Annotated in this window: 14 protein-coding genes and 1 pseudogene; 8 read left to right on the top strand and 7 right to left on the bottom strand. The window is 72.1% G+C overall.

Annotated elements, in window-relative coordinates; all coding sequences use genetic code 11:
- Positions 1 to 64: 64 nt before the first annotated feature.
- A pseudogene (locus AB0G59_RS14235) lies at positions 65 to 1,444 on the bottom strand (alpha-amylase family protein); the annotation flags it as partial.
- A gap of 322 nt (positions 1,445 to 1,766) precedes the next feature.
- Between AB0G59_RS14235 and AB0G59_RS14230 the strand changes: the two are divergent.
- The 6 genes from AB0G59_RS14230 to AB0G59_RS14205 all read left to right on the top strand — a co-directional run bounded on the left by AB0G59_RS14230 (position 1,767) and on the right by AB0G59_RS14205 (position 8,661).
- Positions 1,767 to 3,068 (top strand): extracellular solute-binding protein, encoded by a 1,302-nt coding sequence (locus tag AB0G59_RS14230; protein WP_360911352.1) that lies wholly within the window; start codon positions 1,767 to 1,769, stop codon positions 3,066 to 3,068.
- A gap of 6 nt (positions 3,069 to 3,074) precedes the next feature.
- Complete coding sequence (locus AB0G59_RS14225; RefSeq protein ID WP_360911350.1) at positions 3,075 to 4,019, top strand: sugar ABC transporter permease; 945 nt, start codon at positions 3,075 to 3,077, stop codon at positions 4,017 to 4,019.
- Positions 4,016 to 4,870 (top strand): carbohydrate ABC transporter permease, encoded by an 855-nt coding sequence (locus tag AB0G59_RS14220; RefSeq protein ID WP_360911348.1) that lies wholly within the window; start codon positions 4,016 to 4,018, stop codon positions 4,868 to 4,870. The genes AB0G59_RS14225 and AB0G59_RS14220 overlap by 4 nt, the downstream gene beginning before the upstream one ends.
- A gap of 75 nt (positions 4,871 to 4,945) precedes the next feature.
- Positions 4,946 to 6,595, top strand: coding sequence for a glycoside hydrolase family 13 protein (locus AB0G59_RS14215; protein WP_360911346.1), 1,650 nt, complete (start codon positions 4,946 to 4,948; stop codon positions 6,593 to 6,595).
- 25 nt (positions 6,596 to 6,620) lie between these two features.
- The gene (locus AB0G59_RS14210) at positions 6,621 to 7,697 is read left to right on the top strand and encodes a LacI family DNA-binding transcriptional regulator (RefSeq protein WP_360911344.1); all 1,077 of its coding nucleotides are present in this window, start codon (positions 6,621 to 6,623) and stop codon (positions 7,695 to 7,697) included.
- Between the two features lie 55 nt (positions 7,698 to 7,752).
- Complete coding sequence (locus tag AB0G59_RS14205; RefSeq protein WP_360911342.1) at positions 7,753 to 8,661, top strand: phosphatase PAP2 family protein; 909 nt, start codon at positions 7,753 to 7,755, stop codon at positions 8,659 to 8,661.
- Here AB0G59_RS14205 and AB0G59_RS14200 read toward each other — a convergent pair.
- The 6 genes from AB0G59_RS14200 to AB0G59_RS14175 all read right to left on the bottom strand — a co-directional run bounded on the left by AB0G59_RS14200 (position 8,649) and on the right by AB0G59_RS14175 (position 18,042).
- The gene (locus AB0G59_RS14200; RefSeq protein ID WP_360911340.1) at positions 8,649 to 11,744 is read right to left on the bottom strand and encodes a bifunctional [glutamine synthetase] adenylyltransferase/[glutamine synthetase]-adenylyl-L-tyrosine phosphorylase; all 3,096 of its coding nucleotides are present in this window, start codon (positions 11,742 to 11,744) and stop codon (positions 8,649 to 8,651) included. The two genes, AB0G59_RS14205 and AB0G59_RS14200, sit on opposite strands and share 13 nt — an antisense overlap.
- A 44-nt stretch (positions 11,745 to 11,788) precedes the next feature.
- Positions 11,789 to 13,150 carry a type I glutamate--ammonia ligase gene (glnA, locus tag AB0G59_RS14195; RefSeq protein ID WP_190111817.1) on the bottom strand — a complete coding sequence of 454 codons (1,362 nt, stop codon included), beginning with the start codon at positions 13,148 to 13,150 and terminating at the stop codon, positions 11,789 to 11,791.
- Positions 13,151 to 13,411: 261 nt separating this feature from the next.
- Positions 13,412 to 14,806, bottom strand: coding sequence for a cytochrome P450 (locus AB0G59_RS14190; RefSeq protein WP_360911338.1), 1,395 nt, complete (start codon positions 14,804 to 14,806; stop codon positions 13,412 to 13,414).
- Between the two features lie 235 nt (positions 14,807 to 15,041).
- Positions 15,042 to 15,524 carry a hypothetical protein gene (locus AB0G59_RS14185; RefSeq protein ID WP_360911336.1) on the bottom strand — a complete coding sequence of 161 codons (483 nt, stop codon included), beginning with the start codon at positions 15,522 to 15,524 and terminating at the stop codon, positions 15,042 to 15,044.
- A 120-nt stretch (positions 15,525 to 15,644) separates the two neighbouring features.
- Positions 15,645 to 16,517: an alpha/beta hydrolase gene (locus tag AB0G59_RS14180; RefSeq protein ID WP_360911334.1), complete on the bottom strand. Its 873-nt coding sequence runs from the start codon at positions 16,515 to 16,517 to the stop codon at positions 15,645 to 15,647.
- Positions 16,518 to 16,566: 49 nt separating this feature from the next.
- Positions 16,567 to 18,042, bottom strand: a complete 1,476-nt coding sequence (locus tag AB0G59_RS14175) for an APC family permease (RefSeq protein WP_360911333.1) — start codon at positions 18,040 to 18,042, stop codon at positions 16,567 to 16,569.
- Positions 18,043 to 18,704: 662 nt separating this feature from the next.
- On the opposite strand from AB0G59_RS14175, the gene AB0G59_RS14170 reads away from it, so the two are divergent.
- The gene (locus AB0G59_RS14170; RefSeq protein ID WP_360911331.1) at positions 18,705 to 18,899 is read left to right on the top strand and encodes a hypothetical protein; all 195 of its coding nucleotides are present in this window, start codon (positions 18,705 to 18,707) and stop codon (positions 18,897 to 18,899) included.
- 89 nt (positions 18,900 to 18,988) lie between these two features.
- Positions 18,989 to 20,605 (top strand): multicopper oxidase family protein, encoded by a 1,617-nt coding sequence (locus tag AB0G59_RS14165; RefSeq protein ID WP_360911329.1) that lies wholly within the window; start codon positions 18,989 to 18,991, stop codon positions 20,603 to 20,605.
- The last annotated feature ends 30 nt before the right edge of the window (positions 20,606 to 20,635 follow it).

Here is a 20,635-nt window from a genome sequence, read left to right as displayed (position 1 = left end):
TCAAGCGCCGGACGGGCTGAAATTCAGCCCAGAAACGGTGAAAGGGCGGGGCGGGGGAAGGTCAACCGCATGTACGGGCAGACGCGTGCAGGGCCAGCGCCGTGTTCGGGGCGAGGGTGGCGGTGAAGCGGCCTGCCGCGTCGACCGGCACGCGGCGTCCGCTCTGGACGTCGCAGTAGTCGCCCGCCGGCAACGACGTCTGGAAGGTGCGGCTGAGCGCGGACGTCTCGTGGTTGAGGGCCACATAGCCCTTGTCCCCCCGCCCGAAGGCGATCGCCTGGTAGCCGTTGTCCCACCAGTCCGTCACCGCCGTGCCCCGCACGGCATTGCGGAAGGCCACCATGCCCCGGATCTCCGGCCACTTGTGCTGGCACTTCCAGCCGTCCTGCCAGCACGCCCCCACCGCGCCGTCCCGCGGCGGCCCCGCGTCACGGTCGGTGAACTCGTAGCCGGAGTGGACGTCGGGCGAGCCGTAGGGCCAGGCCAGCATGAAGACGTTGGCGAGGGTGTAGGCGGCGCCGTCCTTGTAGCTGAGGGTGTCGCCGCCGCGTTCGGTGTCGTGGTTGTCGACGAAGACGGACGCCTGGGAGGAGGGCAGGTAGCCCCAGCCCTCGCCGTAGTTCCTCAGGTAGGCCAGGCGCTCGCCGAGGAACACCCGGCGCAGGTCGCGTGCGTAGCGGAACTCCTGGACGTCGCCGTTGCGCAGGTACTCCTGCGGCTGGACGGCCTCGCCCGCGCCGAAGATGGTCTCCTGCTTCCAGTAGACGTCCGGCTTGCTCAGCTTGGCCTTGACGGCGGCGAGGTCCTCGGTCGGGATGTGCTTGGCGGCGTCGACGCGGAAGCCGTCGACGCCCAGGGACAGGAGGTCGTCGAGGTAGCGGGCGAGGGCGGTGCGGACGCGGTCGCTGCCGGTGTCGAGGTCGGCGAGCTGGACGAGTTCGCAGTTCTGGACGTCGTTGCGGCTGGTGTAGTCGGCAATGGGGGTGCGGCAGCCGTGGAAGTCGGCGTCCTTGTAGAGCCCGGGGTAGTCGTACTTCGTATACGGCGTCCCGCCCGTGCCGGTGCCCGGGGCGGCCGCCATGTGGTTGACGACGGCGTCGACGACGACCTTGACGCCGGCGCCGTGGCAGGCGGCCACCATGCCGGCGAAGGCCGCGCGGTCGCCGAGCCGGCCGGCGATGCGGTAGCCGACGGGCTGGTACGAGGTCCACCACTGCGGTCCCCGGATGTGTTCCTGGGGCGGGGAGACCTGGACGTAGCCGTAGCCGGCGGGGCCGAGGGTGTCCTTGCACTCGCGGGCGACCGAGGAGTAGTTCCACTCGAAAAGCACTGCTGTGACGTCTTTGTCGCCGGGGGCGCTCGCCCGGGCCTCGGGCGTGGAGACGGTCGCGGCGGCCACGAGGGCGAGTGCGGCGGCCAGGGTTCTCCGGGCGGTTCGGGGCATGGCGGTGGGGGCCATGGATCCTCCTGGGGTGGGGGAAGGATGCGATGCAGCCTTGAGCGGCAACGCGCCGCGCCCGTAAGGCCCCTGAGGGATGGAAGCTTCTTGCTGCAAGCTTGCCCGTACGGCAGCAAGCGCTTGCCGGTCGTGACCGTACGAGCCTCTCGTGCACCGGTCAACCCTTTGGACACGGTCCGGTTACAACCGGGAAATCTGGCGATTGCCTTCTTGCAAGGTCTTTCGCAAGAGATTTCAGCCTGTTAGCTTCCTCCTCAGCTCGGGCCGCCCTGCCCCCTCCAGGCGGCCTTCTGAAAGAGGAGTCCATATGCGAAGAGGCATATCGGTCGCCGCCGTCGTCGGCGTGCTGGCCCTGACCGCGACCGCGTGCGGCGGTGGCGGCGACAGTGGGAGCGACGGCTCCAAGGCGGCGACGGACCCGGGCAGTGTGAGCGGGACCGTCACCTGGTGGGACACCTCGGACGCCACCAACGAGGCGCCCGCGTTCAAGAAGCTGGTCGCCGCCTTCGAGGCGAAGTACCCGAAGATCAAGGTCGAGTACGTCAACGTGCCGTTCGACCAGGCGCAGCAGAAGTTCAAGACCGCCGCCTCCACCGGCAAGGGCGCACCCGACGTGCTGCGCTCGGACGTGGGCTGGACTCCCGGCTTCGCCCAGCTGGGCTATCTCAAGGACCTCACCGGCACCCCGGCGCTCGACAAGTCGGAGGACTTCCTCGAGGGCCCGCTGAAGAACGCGGCGTACCAGGGCAAGACGTACGGCGTCCCGCAGGTCACCGACACCCTCGGGCTCCTCTACAACAAGGAGCTCCTCCAGAAGGCCGGCGTCGACAAGCCGCCGGCCAGCTGGAAGGAGGTCAAGGAGGCCGCCGAGAAGATCAAGGACAAGACGGGCGCCGCCGGCATCGGGCTCAGCCCGGACAGCTACTACTCGCTGCCCTTCCTCTACGGCGAGAACAGCGACATGGTCGACGCCGGCAAGAAGAAGATCACGATCTCCAACGCCGCGTCCCGCAAGGGCATCGAGACCGCCGTCGACCTGGTCAAGTCGGGTGCCGCGCCCAAGCCTGCGGGCACGGACGGCTACAACGCCCTCAAGACGGACTTCAAGAACGGCAAGCTCGCCATGATGATCGACGGCCCCTGGGCGACCAAGGAGATCTTCGGCGGCGACGCCTACAAGTCCCGTGACAACCTGGGCATCGCGCCCGTCCCGGCCGGCTCCACCGGCACCGCCGGCGCCCCGGTCGGCGGCCACAACCTGGTGGTCTACGCGGGCTCGAAGAACTTCGACGCCTCGTACCTGTTCACGAAGTTCATGACCGAGGCCGCGCAGCAGGAGAGCGTCTCGACCGCGATCGGCGTGCTGCCGACCCGCAAGTCTGCCTACACCAAGGACGTGCTGGCCGACCCGGTGCGCAGCGCCTTCCACAGCGCGCTGGACAAGGCCCACCCGCGGCCCCCGATCCCGCAGGGCGGCGACCTGTTCACCGACTGGCTGCAGCACTACACCAAGATCCTCACGCTGAAGGAGGACCCGAAGGAGGGTCTGGACGCCACGGCCAAGGCCTGGCGGTCCGCGCTCCTCAAGGACTACGGCATCGAGGAGTAGGACCTCATGTCCACAGTCGTTTCCCGGGTCAGGCGGTCGTTCGACACCCACTGGTATGCGTGGGCGATGGTGCTGCCGGTGGTCGTGGTGCTGGCGGTGCTCGTCGGCTATCCGCTGGGCAGGGGCATCTACCTGTCCTTCACCGATGCCAACGAGGCGAACGTCGGCCGCACCATCGGCGTCAACCACATCGAGGCCACGTATCAGTTCGTCGGACTCGACAATTACTGGAAGGTGCTCTCCGGCCAGGAGGGCCACTTCTACTCCCGGCTGACCTGGACCGTCCTGTGGACCGCGTCCTGCGTCGTCCTGCACTACGCCATCGGCCTGGGCCTGGCGCTGCTGCTCAACCGCCAGGTGCGGTTCCGGGCGCTGTACCGGGTCCTGCTGATCCTGCCGTGGGCGGTGCCGGCGTTCGTCGCCACGTTCTCCTGGCGGCTGATGTTCAACGAGAAGTACGGCGTCCTCAACGCCTTCCTGACCGGTCTGGGGCTCGACCCCGTGGACTGGCTGGGCGACGCCACCCTGCAGAAGGTGTCGGCGGTCGCGGTCAACGTGTGGCTGGGCGTGCCGTTCATGATGGTGGCCATCCTCGGCGGCCTGCAGGCCATTCCGGGCGAGCTGCACGAGGCGGCCGAGATGGACGGGGCCTCCCCCTGGCAGCGGTTCCGGCACGTGACGCTGCCGGGGCTGCGGCCGGTGAGCGGGACGGTGATCCTGCTGGGCGTCATCTGGACGTTCAACATGTTCCAGGTCATCTACCTGCTCATCGGGCAGGGGGCCAGTTCGGAGAGCGAGATCCTGGTGACGTACTCCTACCGGCTCGCCTTCCAGGGCGTACGCGACTACGCGGGCTCGGCGACCTACGGCATCCTCATCCTCTCCCTGCTGCTGGTCTTCGCCGTCTTCTACCGCCGGATGCTCGCCCGACAGGAGGCCACGTCGCGATGAGTTCCACCACGCCCAAGCCGCGCGAGCGCGGACAGCGCTCGCGCGGGGCCTCCGTCGCCCTGCACACGGCGCTGATCTGCGCCTCGGCGATCGCGCTGTTCCCCGTCCTGTTCATCGTCTTCGTCTCGCTGCGCGGGCGGGACGGCTGGCAGGAGCCCACCCGCTTCGTCGGGTTCGACCTCTCCAACTACACCCACATCCTGGGCGAGACCAAGTTCCTGACCTGGTTCGCCAACTCGCTGATCGTGGCGCTGGGCGCGACCGTGCTGGGCGTGCTCATCGCGGCGACCGCCGGCTACGCCGTCTCGCGCATGCGCTTCCCCGGGCACCGGCCGCTGATGTGGACGTTCCTGGTGGTGCAGATGTTCCCGATGGCGGTGCTGATCGTGCCGCTCTACAACATCCTCGGCCAGCTGGAGCTGCTGGACTCCTACGCGGGCCTGATCATCACCTACTGCTCGGTGTCCGTGCCGTTCTGCGCGTGGATGCTCAAGGGGTACTTCGACTCGATCCCCGCCGAGATCGACGAGGCGGGCCGGGTGGACGGGCTGACCCCCTTCGGCACCTTCTGGCGGCTGATCGTGCCGCTGGCCCGGCCGGGGCTGGCCGTCACCGGCTTCTACTCCTTCATCACGGCCTGGGGCGAGGTCGCCTTCGCCAGCCAGTTCATGAGCAGCGAGGACCACTACACGCTGGCCGTGGGCCTGCAGACCTTCGTGGGCCAGCAGAAGGCCGAGTGGGGGCTGATGACGGCGGCGGCCGTGCTCATCACGATCCCGGCCGGTCTGGTGTTCTTCATCGCCCAGCGGCACCTGGTCGCCGGGCTCACCGCGGGCGGCACCAAGGGCTGACCTCCAGCCGCCGGCGTCGTTGAGCCCATCGCACGCAACGCCCCCACTACGACACTACGAGCCGATAGGAAGTACATGACCCAGGATCTCGCGCCCTCCGTCCGCCCGGCCGCCGACGCCTGCGCCGCGCGCGCCGACGGCTGGTGGCGCAGCGCCGTCATCTACCAGGTGTACGTGCGCTCGTTCGCCGACAGCGACGGCGACGGCATCGGCGACCTGCGCGGGATCCGCGAGCGGCTGCCGTACCTGGCGGACCTGGGCGTCGACGCGGTCTGGCTGACGCCGTTCTACGCCTCGCCGCAGGCGGACGGCGGCTACGACGTGGCCGACTACCGGGCCGTGGACCCGCTGTTCGGTCAGCTGTCGGACGCCGACGACCTGGTGCGGGAGGCCCACCGGCTGGGGCTGCGGGTGATCGTGGACATCGTCCCCAACCACACGTCCGAGCAGCACGCGTGGTTCAAGGCCGCGCTCGCGGACCGTTCTGGGGGGACGGCCCGCGAGCGCTACCACTTCCGTCCCGGCAAGGGCGAGCAGGGCGAACTGCCGCCGAACGACTGGGAGTCCATCTTCGGCGGCCCGGCCTGGACCCGTACGACCGGTCCGGACGGCACCCCGGGCGAGTGGTACCTGCACCTGTTCGCCCCGGAGCAGCCCGACCTCAACTGGGACAACCCCGAGGTGCGGGCCGAGTTCGACTCCGTGCTGCGGTTCTGGCTGGACCTGGGCGTGGACGGGTTCCGCATCGACGTGGCGCACGGCATGGTCAAGGCCGCGGGGCTGCCGGACATCGGCCTGAGCGAGCAGGCCAAGCTGATCGGCGCGCAGGTGCTGCCGTTCTTCGACCAGGACGGGGTGCACGAGATCCACCGCTCCTGGCGGCGGCTGCTGGACTCCTACGAGGGGCAGCGGATCGGCGTGGCGGAGGCGTGGGCGCCCACGTCCGAGCGGCTCGCGCTGTACGTGCGCCCGGACGAGCTGCACCAGGCGTTCAACTTCCAGTTCCTGACCTGCGACTGGGAGGCCGCCGCGATGCGGGAGGTCATCGACGGGTCGCTGGCGGCGACGCTGTCGGTGGGGGCGCCCACGACGTGGGTGCTCTCCAACCACGACGTGGTGCGGCACACCACCCGCTACGGCGGCGGCGACGGCGGGCTCGGCCTGCGCCGGGCCCGGGCCGCGGCGCTGCTGATGCTGGCGCTGCCCGGCTCGGCCTACGTCTACCAGGGCGAGGAGCTGGGGCTGCCGGAGGTGGTGGACCTGCCCGACGAGGTGCGCCAGGACCCGGCGTTCTTCCGGGGCGACGGCCAGGACGGCACCCGCGACGGCTGCCGGGTGCCGCTGCCGTGGTCGGGCGAGAGCGCCCCGTACGGCTTCGGGCCGGGCGGCAGCTGGCTGCCGCAGCCCGAGGCGTGGCGGGAGCTGTCGGTGGAGGCGCAGTCCGGCGACCCGCGTTCGACACTGGAGCTCTACCGCTCGGCGCTGGCGCTGCGCGAGGAGCTGCCGGGGCTGGGCGACGGGGAGATGACGTGGCTGGACGCGCCCGCGGGCGTACTGGCGTTCTCCCGGCCGGGCTTCGTGTGCACGCTGAACACGCTCGGCGACGAGGTGGCGCTGCCGGTGCCGGGCCGCCCGGTGCTGGGGAGCGTTGGGGTAGCAGACTTGGAATTCTCCGGTGGAACGGTCCGGATTCCTTCGGATACGTGCGTGTGGTGGGCAGTCTGAGATGCGACCGGTACAGTCACCTCCTGTGACCGCCCGGCTTGCCGATATCGCAGCTCAGGCGGGTGTCAGCGAAGCAACCGTCAGCCGCGTCCTCAACGGAAAGCCGGGGGTCGCCGCCTCCACCCGCCAGTCCGTGCTGGCCGCGCTCGACGTCCTCGGCTACGAACGACCGGTCCGGCTGCGGCAGCGCAGCGCGGGCCTGGTCGGGCTGATCACCCCCGAGCTGGACAACCCCATATTTCCGGCCTTCGCCCAGGTGATCGGGCAGGCGCTCACGCGCCAGGGCTACACGCCCGTCCTGGCCACGCAGACGCCGGGCGGCTCCACCGAGGACGAGCTGACGGAGATGCTCGTCGACCGCGGCGTCGCCGGCATCCTCTACGTCTCCGGGCTGCACGCCGACACCTCGGCGGACATGCAGCGCTACGAGCGGCTGCGCGCCCAGGGCGTGCCGTTCGTGCTGATCAACGGCTTCTCGCCGAAGGTGCGGGCGCCCTTCGTCTCGCCCGACGACCGGGCCGCGATGGGGCTGGCCGTCACCCATTTGGCCGCACTGGGCCACCGGCGCATCGGCCTGGCCCTGGGGCCCAAGCGGTACGTTCCGGTGCAGCGGAAGATCGAGGGCTTCCTGCTCGCCATGAAGGAGCGGCTCGGGGTGGAGGCCCCGGAGGCCGAGGCACTGATACAGCACTCGCTGTTCACCCTTGAGGGTGGTCAGGCGGCGGCCGGCGCCCTCATCGAACGGGGGTGCACGGCGGTGGTGTGCGCGAGCGACATGATGGCGCTCGGGGTGATCCGGGCGGCGCGTCAGAACGGCCTCGAAGTGCCCCGCGACATCTCGGTGGTGGGCTTCGACGACTCGCCGCTCATCGCCTTCACCGATCCGCCGCTGACGACGATCCGGCAGCCCGTGCAGTCGATGGGGCAGGCCGCGGTGGGCGCGCTGCTGGAGGAGATCGGCGGCACTCCGGCGCCGCACAGCGAGTTCGTCTTCCTGCCCGAACTCGTCGTCCGCGGCTCGACGGCGTCCGCTCCCGCGGAGCGTACGCGGGCTCGTACGGGTGCTCCCCAGGGTGGAGGGGAAGACGGCCGAAAGCGGTGAGGACCAGACCTTGGGATGATCTGCCGTCGGGCGCTTTCTGGCAGACTCTTTCCCTATGGGTGAAGCGACAGTAAGGACCCTGGAAGGCCGTTCGGCCGCTCCGCCACCCACCGAGGAGCGTGCGGCAGCGCCGTCGGCGGACCGTCGTTCCGCGCGCAGTCCGCGCCGCGTCCCACGGCGTCCTCGCCTGTGGTTCGAGGTGCTGCTGATCGCGATCAGTTACTGGACGTATTCCCTCGTCCGTAACGCCGTGCCCGAGCAGAGAGCGGCCGCGCTGCGCAACGCCGACTGGGTCTGGCAGGCCGAGCGCACCTTGCACATCGCCGTCGAGCACACCGTCAACCAAGCCGTCAATTCCGTGACGTGGCTGGTCGTGGGCATGAACTACTACTACGCCACGCTGCATTTCGTATTGACGATCGGTGTGCTCGTCTGGCTCTACCGCTGGCATCCGGGCCGCTACGCGGCGGCCCGGCTGGCGCTGTTCGCCACCACCGCCGTGGCGTTGCTCGGCTACTACCTGTATCCGCTGGCCCCACCACGGCTGATGGAGGACCTCGGCTTCGTCGACACCGTGGTGGTGCACCACACCTGGGGCTCGATGGCCTCGGGCAATCTGGCCAATGTCTCGAACCAGTACGCGGCGATGCCGTCGATGCACATCGGCTGGTCGACGTGGTGCGGTCTGACGATCGCCATGCTGGCGCGGCCGGTGTGGGCGAAGGTGGCGGGGGCGCTGTACCCGGTGGTGACGCTGGTCGTGATCGTGTCGACCGCCAACCACTTCTGGCTGGACGCGGTGGGCGGCGTGCTCTGCCTGGGCTTCGGCTTCGTCCTGTCCTTCCTCTGGTTCGGGGCGTTCCCGTACCGGCTGGCCCGCCATGTGGCGGTCCGGGACGTCCGGCGGGATGCTGGAGACGGCTCCCGTCGCCCGGGAGCCGTGGACAGCGGTCAGGCGCCGTAGAACAGCTCCTCGACCACGGCCCGGGCCCGCCGCGTGGTGCGGCGGTAGTCGTCCAGCATGTCCCCGACATGGCCCGGTTCGTAGCCGAGGTAGCGGCCGACGGCGGCCAGCTCGCGGGCGTCGCCCGGGAAGGTGTCCCCGGCACGGCCGCGGACCAGCATCACGGCGTTGCGCACGCTGGTCGCCAGGACCCACGCCTCGTCCAGGATGCGGGCGTCCTCGGTGGAGATCAGCTCCGCGGCGCAGGCCGCGGCGAGCGCGTCGCGGGTGCGGGTGGTGCGCAGTCCCGGTTCGACCCAGCCGTGGCGCATCTGCAGCAGCTGGACGGTCCACTCCACGTCCGACAGGCCGCCGCGGCCCAGCTTGGTGTGGGTGGTGGGGTCCGCGCCGCGCGGCAGCCGCTCGGACTCCATGCGGGCCTTGAGGCGGCGGATCTCGCGCACGGCGTCCTCGCCCAGGCCCTCGGCGGGGTAGCGCAGCGGGTCGACCAGGTCGATGAACCGCCGGCCCAGGTCGGGGTCGCCCGCGACGGGCTCGGCGCGCAGCAGGGCCTGGCTCTCCCACACCAGGGACCAGCGCCGGTAGTAGGCGGCGTAGGAGGCGAGGCTGCGCACGATGGGCCCGGACTTGCCCTCGGGGCGCAGGTCGGCGTCGACGAGCAGCGGCGGGTCGGTGGTGGGCAGCTGCAGCAGCCGGCGCATCTCGCCGGCGACGGCGAACGCGGCCTTGGCGGCGTCCTCGTCGGAGACTCCCTCGCGCGGCTCGTGGACGAACAGGACGTCCGCGTCGGAGCCGTAGCCCTGTTCGTGGCCGCCGAAGCGGCCCATGCCGATGACCGCGAAGCGGGTGGGCAGGGTGTCGCCCCACTCGGCGCGCACGGCCGCGCGCAGGGCGCCGGCGAGAGCGGCGGCGTTGAGGTCGGAGACGGCGTCGCCGACGGTGCGGGTGCGCTCGCCCGGGTCGCTGCCGGCGGTCTCGGCGTGGCCTCGGGAGCCGGTGCCGTGCTCGCCGTTGGCGTGGGCGCCGTCGCGGGCGTGTCCGTAGGCGCCGATGATGTCGGCTGCGGCCGTGCGGAACAGCTCGCGGCGGCGCACGCCGCGCACGGCGACGATGGCGGCCTCGGCGTCCTCGGCGCGGTTCACCGCGGCCAGGACCTCCTGTTCGAGGGCTTCGCGGCCGCGGGGGCGCAGGCCGCCGGGGTCGCCGAGGAGGGCGACGGCCTCGGGGGCGCGCAGCAGCAGGTCGGGGGCCAGGCGGCCGGCGGACAGCACCCGGGCGAGGTTCTCGGCGGCGGCGCCCTCGTCGCGCAGCAGCCGTAGGTACCAGGGGGTTCTGCCGAGGGCGTCGGAGACCTTGTGGAAGTTGAGCAGGCCGGCGTCGGGGTCGGCGGAGTCGGCGAACCAGCCGAGCAGGACGGGCAGCAGGGTGCGCTGGATGGCGGCCTTGCGGGTGACTCCGGAGGCGAGGGCCTCCAGGTGGCGCAGGGCGGCGGCGGGGTCGGCATAGCCGAGGGCCTTCAGGCGCTGGCCGGCGGCCTTGGGGCTGAGCCGGATCTCGCCGGGCTCCAGCTGGGCGACGGCGTCCAGCAGGGGGCGGTAGAAGAGCTTCTCGTGCAGCCGTCGCACCTCGCGGGCGTGCAGCTTCCACTGCCGGCCGAGCTCGGCGACGGGCTCCTTGCCGCCGGGCCACTGGTAGGTGCGGGCCAGCGAGCGGCCCAGGCGGCGCAGGTCGGTCTCGTTGTCGGGCACGAGGTGGGTGCGGCGCAGCCGGTGCAGCTGGATGTGGTGCTCCATGGCGCGCAGGAAGCGGTAGGAGGCGTCGAGGGCCTTGGCGTCCGCGCGGCCGACGTAGCCGCCCGCGGCGAGGGCGGCCAGCGCGTCGAGGGTGCCGCCGACGCGCAGGGTGGCGTCGCTGCGGCCGTGCACCAACTGCAGGAGCTGCACGGCGAACTCGACGTCGCGCAGGCCGCCGGGGCCGAGCTTGAGCTCGCGGTCGACCTGGGTGGCGGGGATGGAGGCGATGACGCGGCGGCGCATCTGCTGGACGTCGGCGACGAAGTTCTCGCGCTCGGCCGCCTGCCAGACCAGCGGGGAGAGGGCCTCCACATAGCTCTGCCCGAGGGCGAGGTCGCCGGCGACGGGCCGGGCCTTGAGGAGGGCCTGGAACTCCCAGGTCTTGGCCCAGCGCTGGTAGTAGGCCAGGTGGCTGGTCAGGGTGCGCACCAGGGGGCCGTTGCGGCCCTCGGGGCGGAGGTTGGCGTCGACGGGCCAGATGGTGCCCTCGGGGGTGACGTCGGAGCAGACGCGCATCATCCGGGACGCGAGCCGGGTGGCGGCCTGCAGGGCGGGGCCCTCGGGGGTGCCGTCCCGGGCCTCGCCCACGAAGATCACGTCCACGTCGGAGACGTAATTGAGCTCCTGGCCGCCGCACTTGCCCATGCCGATGACGGCGAGGCGGCAGGCGGCGGCGTCCGCCGGCCGCTCCTGGGCGGCGATCTCCAGTGCGGCCCGGAGCGTGGCGGTGGCCAGGTCCGCGAGCTCGGCGGCGGTCTGGGCGACGTCGATGGTGCCGCTGATGTCACGGGCCGCTATGGCCAGCAGGCAGCGGCGGTAGGCGGCGCGCAGCGCGTCGGGGGGCGTGAGCCCGGCATCCCGCCCGGCCCGGGAGCCCTCGGCGAGGGCGCGTTCGAACTCCGGGGTCGTGGGGTGGAGATCGGCGGAGTCGAAGCTGTCCAGGGCGTGCCAGTCGGCGGGGTGGCGGGCGAGGTGGTCGCCGAGCGCCTCGGAGGCGCCGAGCACGCCCAGCAGCCGGTCGCGCAGCGGCTTGGCGGTGATCAGGGTGTCGAGCAGCGCCCGGCGCTCCCCGTCGCCGCCCGCGCCCTGCGCCTCCACCAGCCGTACGAGCCCGCGCAGCGCGAGGTCGGGGTCGGCGGTGGCGCCGAGCGCGTCGAGGAGCACCGGGTCGGACCGGACGGCCGCCAGCACCGGGTCGTCCAGGTGCCGTTCGGCGGCGGCCGGGTCGGTGAAGCCGTACCGCAGCAGACGCGTGTACGTACTGCTGCGGCGCCCCTCGGGCACGGTCATCGGGCTCTCCTCGGGGCGGGGCCGGACCACTGGTCGGATACGGGTCAGAGCACCGGCAGCATCTTGCGCAGTTCGAACGCGGTGACCTCCGAGCGGTACTCCTCCCATTCCTGCTTCTTGTTGCGCAGGAAGAAGTCGAAGACGTGCTCGCCGAGGGTCTCGGCGACCAGCTCGCTGCGCTCCATCAGCTCGATGGCCTCGCCGAGGTTCTGCGGCAGCGGCTCGATGCCCATGGCGCGGCGCTCGGCGTCGGAGAGCGCCCAGACGTCGTCGTCGGCGCCGGCGGGGAGTTCGTAGCCCTCCTCGATGCCCTTCAGGCCCGCGGCGAGCAGCACCGCGTAGGTGAGGTAGGGGTTGGCGCCGGAGTCGATGGAGCGGACCTCGACGCGGGTGGAGCCGGTCTTGCCGGGCTTGTACATGGGCACGCGGATCAGCGCGGAGCGGTTGTTGTGGCCCCAGCAGATGTAGGAGGGGGCCTCGCCACCGGCGCCGGCGGTGCGCTGGGAGCCGCCCCAGATGCGCTTGTAGGAGTTGACCCACTGGTTGGTGACGGCGGAGATCTCGCCCGCGTGCTTCAGCAGGCCGGCGATGAAGGACTTGCCGACCTTGGAGAGCTGGTACTCGGCGCCCGACTCGTGGAAGGCGTTGCGGTCGCCCTCGAAGAGGGAGAGGTGGGTGTGCATGCCGGAGCCGGGGTACTCAGAGAACGGCTTGGGCATGAAGGTGGCCTGGACGCCCTGCTCGAGGGCGACCTGCTTCATCACGAGGCGGAAGGTCATGATGTTGTCGGCGGTGGAGAGCGCGTCGGCGTAGCGCAGGTCGATCTCCTGCTGGCCGGGGGCGCCCTCGTGGTGGCTGAACTCGACCGAGATGCCCATGGATTCGAGCATGGTGATGGCCTGGCGGCGGAAGTCCATGCCCACGTTCTGCGGGGTGTGGTCGAAGTAGCCGGAGGAGTCGGCGGGCACCGGGCGGGTGCCGTCGACGGGCTTGTCCTTGAGGAGGAAGAACTCGATCTCGGGGTGGGTGTAGAAGGTGAAGCCGAGGTCGGAGGTCTTGGCCAGGATGCGCTTGAGGACGTAGCGCGGGTCGGCGTAGGAGGGCGAGCCGTCGGGCATGAGGATGTCGCAGAACATCCGGGCGGTGCCGGGGGCCTCCGCGCGCCAGGGCAGGATCTGGAAGGTGCCCGGGTCGGGCTTGGCGATCATGTCGGATTCGTAGACCCGCGCGAAGCCCTCGATCGCCGAGCCGTCGAAGCCGATGCCCTCGTCGAAGGCCTGCTCGAGCTCGGCGGGCGCGACGGCCACCGACTTCAGATAGCCGAGCACGTCGGTGAACCACAGCCGCACGAAACGGATGTCGCGCTCTTCGAGGGTGCGGAGCACGAATTCCTGCTGCTTATCCATAACTGTCATCCTCGCTGGTCAGGCCGTCCGCTCCCAAGCAGCGGGCCACATCGGGGGCACATGAGCATCCCACCACACGATTTCGGCGGCGTTGCCTACGCGCGTCCGAACGTCTCGCGACGTGCGGGTGTCGCTCCACTGCCCATACTGCCTGCCGGGCCCGTGACCCGTGTACCCCATTGTGGGGCACCGCCCCGATCTTGGTCGACCTCGCCCTGCCCCGGGGCCCGGGGCAGGGCGGCGGCGAGCGCCCCCCGGCGGTCAGCGGGCGCCGGGCGCGGGGCGTGCGGTGAGCTCCAGCAGGAGCCTCCTGGGGTGCAGGACGGTGGACAGCCGGGCGGGGCGGGCGTCGCAGCCGGGGGCGGGCCGCAGCCGCCACCGGGAGACGACGGTGGCCAGGGCGAGGGTGGCCTCGGCCATGGCGAAGTGGTCGCCGATGCACTTGCGCGGGCCCCCGCCCCAGGACAGGAAGGCCCCGCGGGGCAGCGCGGCGGCGCGCTCGGGCAGCCACCGGTCGGGGTCGAAGGCCGCGGGCCTTTCGTACAGGCCCGGGTCCCGGTGCAGGCCGGCGGGGGTGATGACCACGGTGGTGCCGGGGGCGAGGCGGCGTCCGGCCAGCTCCACCTCCTTGCGGGTGATCCGGGTGAAGAGCCAGCCGGGCGGGTGCAGCCGCATCGCCTCGGTGAGCACGCGGCCGGTGAAGGGCAGCGCGGGCAGGTCGTCCCAGCGGGCGGGGCGGCCGCCGAGGACGGCGTCCACCTCGTCGTGGAGCCGCCGCTCCTCCCCCGGGTTCCGGGTCAGCTGGTGCAGGGCCCAGGACAGCGTGGCGCCGATGGACTCGGACCCGGCCATCATCATGGAGATGACCTGGTCGCGGATCTCCAGGTCGTCCGGGGCCGGCCCGCCGTCGGCGGTGCCGTCCCGGCCGCCGGCCAGGAGCACCGACAGCAGGTCGCCGGAGTCCTGGCGGCCGAGCCGTTCCTCGGCCCGGTAGTCGCCGATGATGCGGTCCACGCTGGCGAAGAGGTGCCGCCGGCAGCGCTCGTAGCGGCGGTTGCCGAGCGTGGGCAGGCGCAGCAGCGGTTCGGGGACGAACACGCGCTGCATCACCCCGCCGAGGACGGTCTCGAAGGACCGCTGTATCCCGTCGGCCGTGCCGCTGTCGATGTGCGCGGAGAACAGGGCGCGCAGCACCGAGCGCAGGGCGAACCGGTACATCAGGGGGAAGGTGTCGAGCACCTGCCCTTCCCGCCAGCCCCCGAGGAGCGTGGCGAGTTCCCCCTCCATGGCCTCGCCGTAGCCCGCCAGCCGGGTGCGGTGGAAGGCGGGCTGGATGAGCCGGCGCTGACGGCGGTGGTCCTGGTGCGGGCACGTGGCCACGCCGTTGCCCAGGATGTCCCGCAGGCGGTCGAAGAGCGGGCCGCCCTTGTCGAAGGTGCGGTCGTCGCGCAGCACCTGCCAGGCGAGCTCGGGGTGGCAGACGACGTAGGCGGGCTGGTGTCCGAGCTTGATCTGCACCAGGTCGCCGTGGCGGCGCAGGGACTCCAGGAACCCCAGCGGCTGTCGTAGCAGCTGCCAGCCGTGGCCGAGCACGGGAAGTGGTGACGGCGCCGCTCCTGCGGTGAACGCGGACGCGGACAGAACTACGTACGACATGCCCCCTCCAAGCGGTTGGTCGGCTAAGACCCATGTGGACCGATTTCCAACAAGACCCGCATCGACCCTTCGTAGGCAATCCCCACTGCGGGGCGCACGGAATCGGCGCGACGCATCGAATCCGCCCTGCACACGACAACGCTTGAGGAGTGCACGCAAGCGCCCCCGGTTTTCCCGCGCGGCAGGTTTGGGGGGTAAGTGAGGGAGACAGGGACAAAGGGAACGGAGGGGGCTGCTACGCGGGGGCCTTGAGCAGCTGCCACTCGTGGTCGGGGGCGCCGCCCTTGGGCAGCACCATCGCCAGGCCGTAGCTGCCGTCGCCGGACCTGCGGCCCACGTGCACGGCGAGCTTGTCGGCGGTGGAGTGACGGTGGCTCATCAGGGCGCGGCCGGTCCAGTTCCAGCACTGGGCACGCTCGACGGGGGTGGCGAGGCGCCGCAGGACGGGGCTGTGGCCGGCGGGGCCGAGCAGCAGGGTGAGCACGCGCGGCACGTACTCCTCGGCGTCGGCGGCGAGGGTGACGACGCCGGTCGCGGTGTCGATGTGCCATGCGTAGTGGTGCTCGGAGACCGTGTCGCGGTCCCGGACGTCGACGAAGCCCTCGGTGGCGTGGCCGCACAGGACGTAACGGGGGTCGGTCCGCCACTGGATGGCGTACTTCGCGCCCTGCTCGATCTCGCCGCCGAACGGGGTGTACTCGTGCTGCGTCGTGCTCACCTGGGTGCTCCTCGCCTGCGAAACGACCCTCCCCTTTTCCGCTGCTCCCACCCTGGCGCACCCGCACGCCGGGCACCCACCGGCGGCCGCCGACCGGGTGGTGGCGCACGGCCGTCGGGGTCAGGGGCGCAGGAAGGGCGTGGCGAGGACCGCCGCGGCGATGGCCTGCGGCCGGTCGTACATCAGCAGGTGGCCCGCGGGGGCGACGGCCTCGAAGCGGCCGTCGAGGCGGTCGGCGAGGGCGCGCTGGCGCTCCAGCCAGCGCCGCTCGAGCCAGGAGCCGGTGCCCGGCGAGGCGGCGAGGACGGTGACCGGGGCGGGCGGCAGGCCGTGGTGGGTGCGCAGGTCCTCGAGCTCGGCGGCCACGTCGCGGTAGCGGGTGTTCTCCATGAGGAGGGCGCGCGCCACGCGCCCGGTGCCGTAGGTGCGGCGGACCAGGTCCGCGGGGGCGGGGTCGTGGCGCTTGACGGAGGCGGAGCGGACGGAGAACCGGCGCAGGGCCGGGCCCAGGGCGCGGGGCAGCCCGGTGGCGGCGAGGGCCATGCCCCGCACGTGGGCGGCGGCGGTGCGCAGTTCGGGGGCGGGGACCGGGCGGGCGTCCTCCTCCACGCTGCCGTCGACCAGGACGATTCCCGCCGTGCGCTCCGGGTACAGCCGGGCGAACGCCTCGGCGTGGAACCCGGCGAGGGAGTGGCCGACGACCGTGGCCGGGGCGGGCAGGTCCAGCGCGTCGAGGACGCCCGCTATGCGGGCGGCCTCCCCGGCGGCGGTGGGCACCTCGACGGGCGGGGCGCTGAACCCCAGCCCGGGGCGGTCGAAGCGGACCACCGTGCGGTGGGGGGTGAGCAGGGGGACGACCTGGTCCCAGTCGAACCACCCCATGCCGAGCCCGGCGCTGAGCACGCACACGGGGCCGGAGCCCTCGCGCAGGACGTGCAGCGTGACCCCGCCCACCCGCAGCATCCGCCCCGGTGGCCGTTCCGTACCGCCCATGCGGTGCTCCCCCTTTTGGTCCCGCCCTCTCCCGGAGGGCACGGACAAGCTACTCGACGGTGCCCTCCTGCCGGTGTTCGGCCGCCACCCAGTGCGGCTTGCGGAACTTCAGGAACGCCAGCGGCGCGAGGAAGCCGAGGGTCAGCAGGCCGCCGCCGACCATGAGGACGTAGCGCCAGACGGGGCCGCCGCCGAACTGCTCGGGCGGTACGAAGCCGATGCACATGGCGCCGATGGAGGCCGCGAAGCCGATGCCGGCGACCAGGTGCACGGCGGGGACGCGGAAGCCGCGCGGCTGGTCGGGGCGGGTGGCGCGCAGCCGGATGACGGCGGCGAACATCAGCAGGTAGACGACGAGGTAGATCTGCGTGGTGACGACCGAGAAGATCCAGTAGGCGCTGGAGACGTCGGGGATGAAGGCGTAGAGCAGCGCGATGATCGTGGTGAGCACGCCCTGCGCCACCATGATGTTCTGCGGGACGCCGCGCTTGTTGAGCTTCTGCAGGACAGGCGGCAGGTAGCCCTCCTGCCGGGAGACCATCAGCAGGCCCTTGGAGGGCCCGGCCAGCCAGGTGAGCATGCCGCCCAGGGCCGCCGCGACGAGCAGGACGCCGACGACCTTGGTCAGCCAGCCCACGTGGAAGTGGTCGAAGAAGCCCTGGAAGGCCTGCATGACGCCGGCGGTGAGGCTGAGGTTCTCGCTCGGCATCACCCAGCTGATGGCCAGCGCGGGCAGGATGAAGATCAGCAGGACGAGGCCGGTGGCCAGGAAGACCGAGCGGGGGTACTGCCGGCCGGGCTCGCGCAGCGCGGAGACGTGCACGCCGTTCATCTCCATGCCCGCGTACGACAGGAAGTTGCCCACGATCAGCACGAGGCTGGCCAGCCCCGTCCACGGCGGCAGCACGTGCCCGCCGTCCATGGGCGCGGCGGAGGGGTTGCCCTGGGCGAGGAAGACCAGGCCGAGGGCGACGAGGACGACGCCGGGGATCAGCGTGCCGATGACCAGGCCCATGCTGGAGAGCCCGGCGACCGCCTTCGTGCCGCGCGAGGAGATCAGCACGCCGGCCCAGTAGATGACGACGATGACGATGGCGATGTAGAGGCCGTTGTCGGCGAGCGAGGGGTCGATGACGTACGCGAAGGTGCTCGCCACGTACGCCAGGAGGCTCGGGTAGTAGGCGATGGTCATCGCGAACTGGCACCACACGGCCAGGAAGCCCAGCGGCTTGGACAGCCCCTCGCTCACCCACCGGTAGACGCCGCCGGGCCAGCCGGACGCCAGCTCCGCCGAGACGAGGGCGGTCGGCAGCAGGAAGACGACGGCGGGCAGGAGGTAGAGGAAGACGGCGGCCAGTCCGTAGATGGCCATCGAGGGCGAGGGGCGCAGGTTCGCCACCGAGGCGGTCGTCATCATCGCGAGCGTCGCCCACGAGATGAACTGCGCCTGGCCGGCCCCGGGGGCGGGGGCGGCGACGGCCGCGGTGGTGGGACGTCCGTCCCTAACCTGTTCCGTGCTGGTCATGGGAGGAGAGCGTCCTTCGGGCCGTGCGTCGTCAATCGTTTTCGCCCAATGATCGGGCCTTGGCACCGCTTCGTGCACATCCGCTCGCGCGGACACCCTGCGGGGGCGATACCCCGTGGGGGTAAGGTGCGCGGAGGGTCGAGGGTCTCGGGAGGCAGACGGTGCAAGGACAGGGGGCCACCGCCTGGTGCGGCCGGCTGCTGCTGTTCGCGGCGCTGCTGCTGGGGATCGTGACCATGCACACACTCGGGCACCCGCGCGAGCACGGTGGGGGGCAGCACGGCGCGACGGCTTCGTCGGCGATGACTGCCCTGGACGGAGCGACGAACGGCGCACCGGTCCGTGCCCCGGACGGAGCGACGAACGACGCACCGGTCCATGCCCCGGGCGCGGCGAGGGACAGCGCGGCGGTCCATGCCCCGGGCCTGGCGACGAACGGCACGGCGGTGCGTGCCCCGGGCGCGGCGGCAGACAGTGCACGCGGCCACCCCCCGGGCGGAGCGGCCGTGCCGCGTCCGGACGCCGCCGCTGCCGGCTCCGCGGTCGCGCCCGCCCTTGCCGCCGCACGAGTCCCCGCCGCCGCGCCCGGCCATGACGGCGCTCACGCCTCTGCCTCTGCCTCTGCCTCTGCCTCTGCCTCTGCCTCTGACCACGGGGACGGCATGGATCCCATGTCCGTCTGCCTCGCCGTGCTCGGCGCGGGCTGGACGGTCGCGCTCCTGCTCTCCCTCGCCGCGCTGCGCCGGCCCGCCGGTGCGGACGCGCCGGCGGGGCGGGCGTGGTTCTCGCGCGCTCTGTGGCCGGTGCCGCCACCCCGGCACAAGGCCCTCGCACGGTTGTCGGTGCTGCGCGTATAGGCGGCGCGGCCCGCCGCCGCCCTCCGGCGGCGCGGGCGCGCCCGCCCTCACGCCCACGTCACAGAACCGACACCACGAGGTGTTCTGCCATGCGCACCATCACCACCACCCGCCGCGCCGTGCTCGGCGCGGGCATCGCCGTCGCCGGCGGCGGCCTGCTGGCCGCCTGCTCGAAGGACGGCGCCGGCTCCTCCGCGGCGCAGCCCACCGCCGGCTACGTCTCCCCGGACGGCAGTGAGGTCGCCGCCGCCGAGGAGAAGCGGCGCCCGGGCCCCGTACGGAACGTCAGGCTCACCGCCACCGCCGCGACGCTGGACCTCGGCGGCGGCCGTACGGTCCCGACCTGGGCGTACGGCGACGCGCTGCCCGGCAGGGAGGTCCGGCTGACCGCCGGCGACACGCTCGCCCTCACCCTCGCCAATCATCTGCCCGAGCCCACCTCCGTCCACTGGCACGGGCTGGCGCTGCGCAACGACATGGACGGCGTCCCGGATCTGACCCAGCGGAACATCAGGCCCGGGGCGTCGTACGACTACCGCTTCGCCGTCCCGCACCCGGGCACGTACTGGCTCCACCCGCACTCGGGCACCCAGCAGGACCGGGGGCTGTACGCACCGCTGATCGTGGAGGACCCGAAGGAGCCGCTGGAGTACGACAAGGAGTGGGTCGTCGTCCTGGACGACTGGGTCGACGGGATCGACGGCAGCACGCCGGACGCGGTACTCGCGGAGCTGAGCCGGGGCATGGGCGGCATGGACCACGGCGGCGGGGACCACGGCGGCATGGACCACGGCGGCGGCATGCAGCACGGCAGCGGCGGCCACGACATGTCGAAGATGTCCATGACCGCAGCCTCCCCCTCCCCCGCCCCCTCCGGCCCGCCCCGGATGCTGATGGGCGCCACGAGCGGCCTCCTCGGCGGTGACGCCGGTGACGTCGCCTATCCGCACTACCTCGTCAACGGGCGCGTACCGCAGGACCCGCAGACCTTCACCGCGAAGCCCGGCGACCGCGTCCGCATCCGCTTCATCAACGCGGGCGGCGACACCGCCTTCCGCGTGGCCCTCGGCGACCACCGCATGACCGTCACCCATACGGATGGTTTCCCCGTCGAGCATCAGCAGACGGACGCGCTCCTGCTGGGCATGGGCGAGCGGTACGACGTACTGGTGGAGGCGAAGGACGGCGTCTTCCCGCTGACCGCCCTGGCCGAGGGCAAGAAGCGCACCGCGCTGGCCGTGCTGCGGACCGGCGCCGGCGCCGCGCCCGGCGCGGACGCGCGCCCCCGGGAGCTGGACGGCACGGTGCTGACCGCCGACCGGCTGAAGGCCGGCCGCGCCGTGGCACTCGGGGACCGCCGGCCCGACCGCACGATCACGCTGCGGCTCACGGGCTCGATGGCGAAGTACGACTGGGCCGTCAATGGCAAGAAGTACACGCCCGCGCAGCGCTACGGGGTGAGCGCGGGCGAGCGGGTCCGGCTGGTGTTCGTCAACGACACCGACATGTGGCACCCGATGCACCTGCACGGCCACACCTTCGCCCTGCCCGGCGGCGGGCCCCGCAAGGACACCGCCATCGTGCTGCCGGGCAAGCGGCTGGAGGTCGACTTCGACGCCGACAACCCGGGCCTGTGGATGCTCCACTGCCACAACGTCTACCACGCGGAGGCCGGGATGATGACGGTCCTGGGCTACCGCGCCTAGCCCCGACGGGGACGCGGGGGGGGGCGGGGT

The organism is Streptomyces sp. NPDC021096 (assembly GCF_040641275.1).
Classification (GTDB): Bacteria; Actinomycetota; Actinomycetes; order Streptomycetales; family Streptomycetaceae; genus Streptomyces.
The sequence above is the reverse complement of the archived record's forward strand: the minus strand, read 5'-3'. Positions and strand labels throughout refer to the sequence as shown.

Coding starts and splice junctions, on each gene's coding strand:
- glnA (WP_190111817.1), bottom strand. CDS start 13,150: ATGGATAAGCAGCAGGAATTCGTGCTCCGCACCCTCGAAGAGCGCGAC.
- AB0G59_RS14170 (WP_360911331.1), top strand. CDS start 18,705: ATGGATCCCATGTCCGTCTGCCTCGCCGTGCTCGGCGCGGGCTGGACG.
- AB0G59_RS14200 (WP_360911340.1), bottom strand. CDS start 11,744: ATGACCGTGCCCGAGGGGCGCCGCAGCAGTACGTACACGCGTCTGCTG.
- AB0G59_RS14205 (WP_360911342.1), top strand. CDS start 7,753: ATGGGTGAAGCGACAGTAAGGACCCTGGAAGGCCGTTCGGCCGCTCCG.
- AB0G59_RS14180 (WP_360911334.1), bottom strand. CDS start 16,517: ATGGGCGGTACGGAACGGCCACCGGGGCGGATGCTGCGGGTGGGCGGG.
- AB0G59_RS14230 (WP_360911352.1), top strand. CDS start 1,767: ATGCGAAGAGGCATATCGGTCGCCGCCGTCGTCGGCGTGCTGGCCCTG.
- AB0G59_RS14220 (WP_360911348.1), top strand. CDS start 4,016: ATGAGTTCCACCACGCCCAAGCCGCGCGAGCGCGGACAGCGCTCGCGC.
- AB0G59_RS14175 (WP_360911333.1), bottom strand. CDS start 18,042: ATGACCAGCACGGAACAGGTTAGGGACGGACGTCCCACCACCGCGGCC.
- AB0G59_RS14190 (WP_360911338.1), bottom strand. CDS start 14,806: ATGTCGTACGTAGTTCTGTCCGCGTCCGCGTTCACCGCAGGAGCGGCG.
- AB0G59_RS14165 (WP_360911329.1), top strand. CDS start 18,989: ATGCGCACCATCACCACCACCCGCCGCGCCGTGCTCGGCGCGGGCATC.
- AB0G59_RS14225 (WP_360911350.1), top strand. CDS start 3,075: ATGTCCACAGTCGTTTCCCGGGTCAGGCGGTCGTTCGACACCCACTGG.
- AB0G59_RS14215 (WP_360911346.1), top strand. CDS start 4,946: ATGACCCAGGATCTCGCGCCCTCCGTCCGCCCGGCCGCCGACGCCTGC.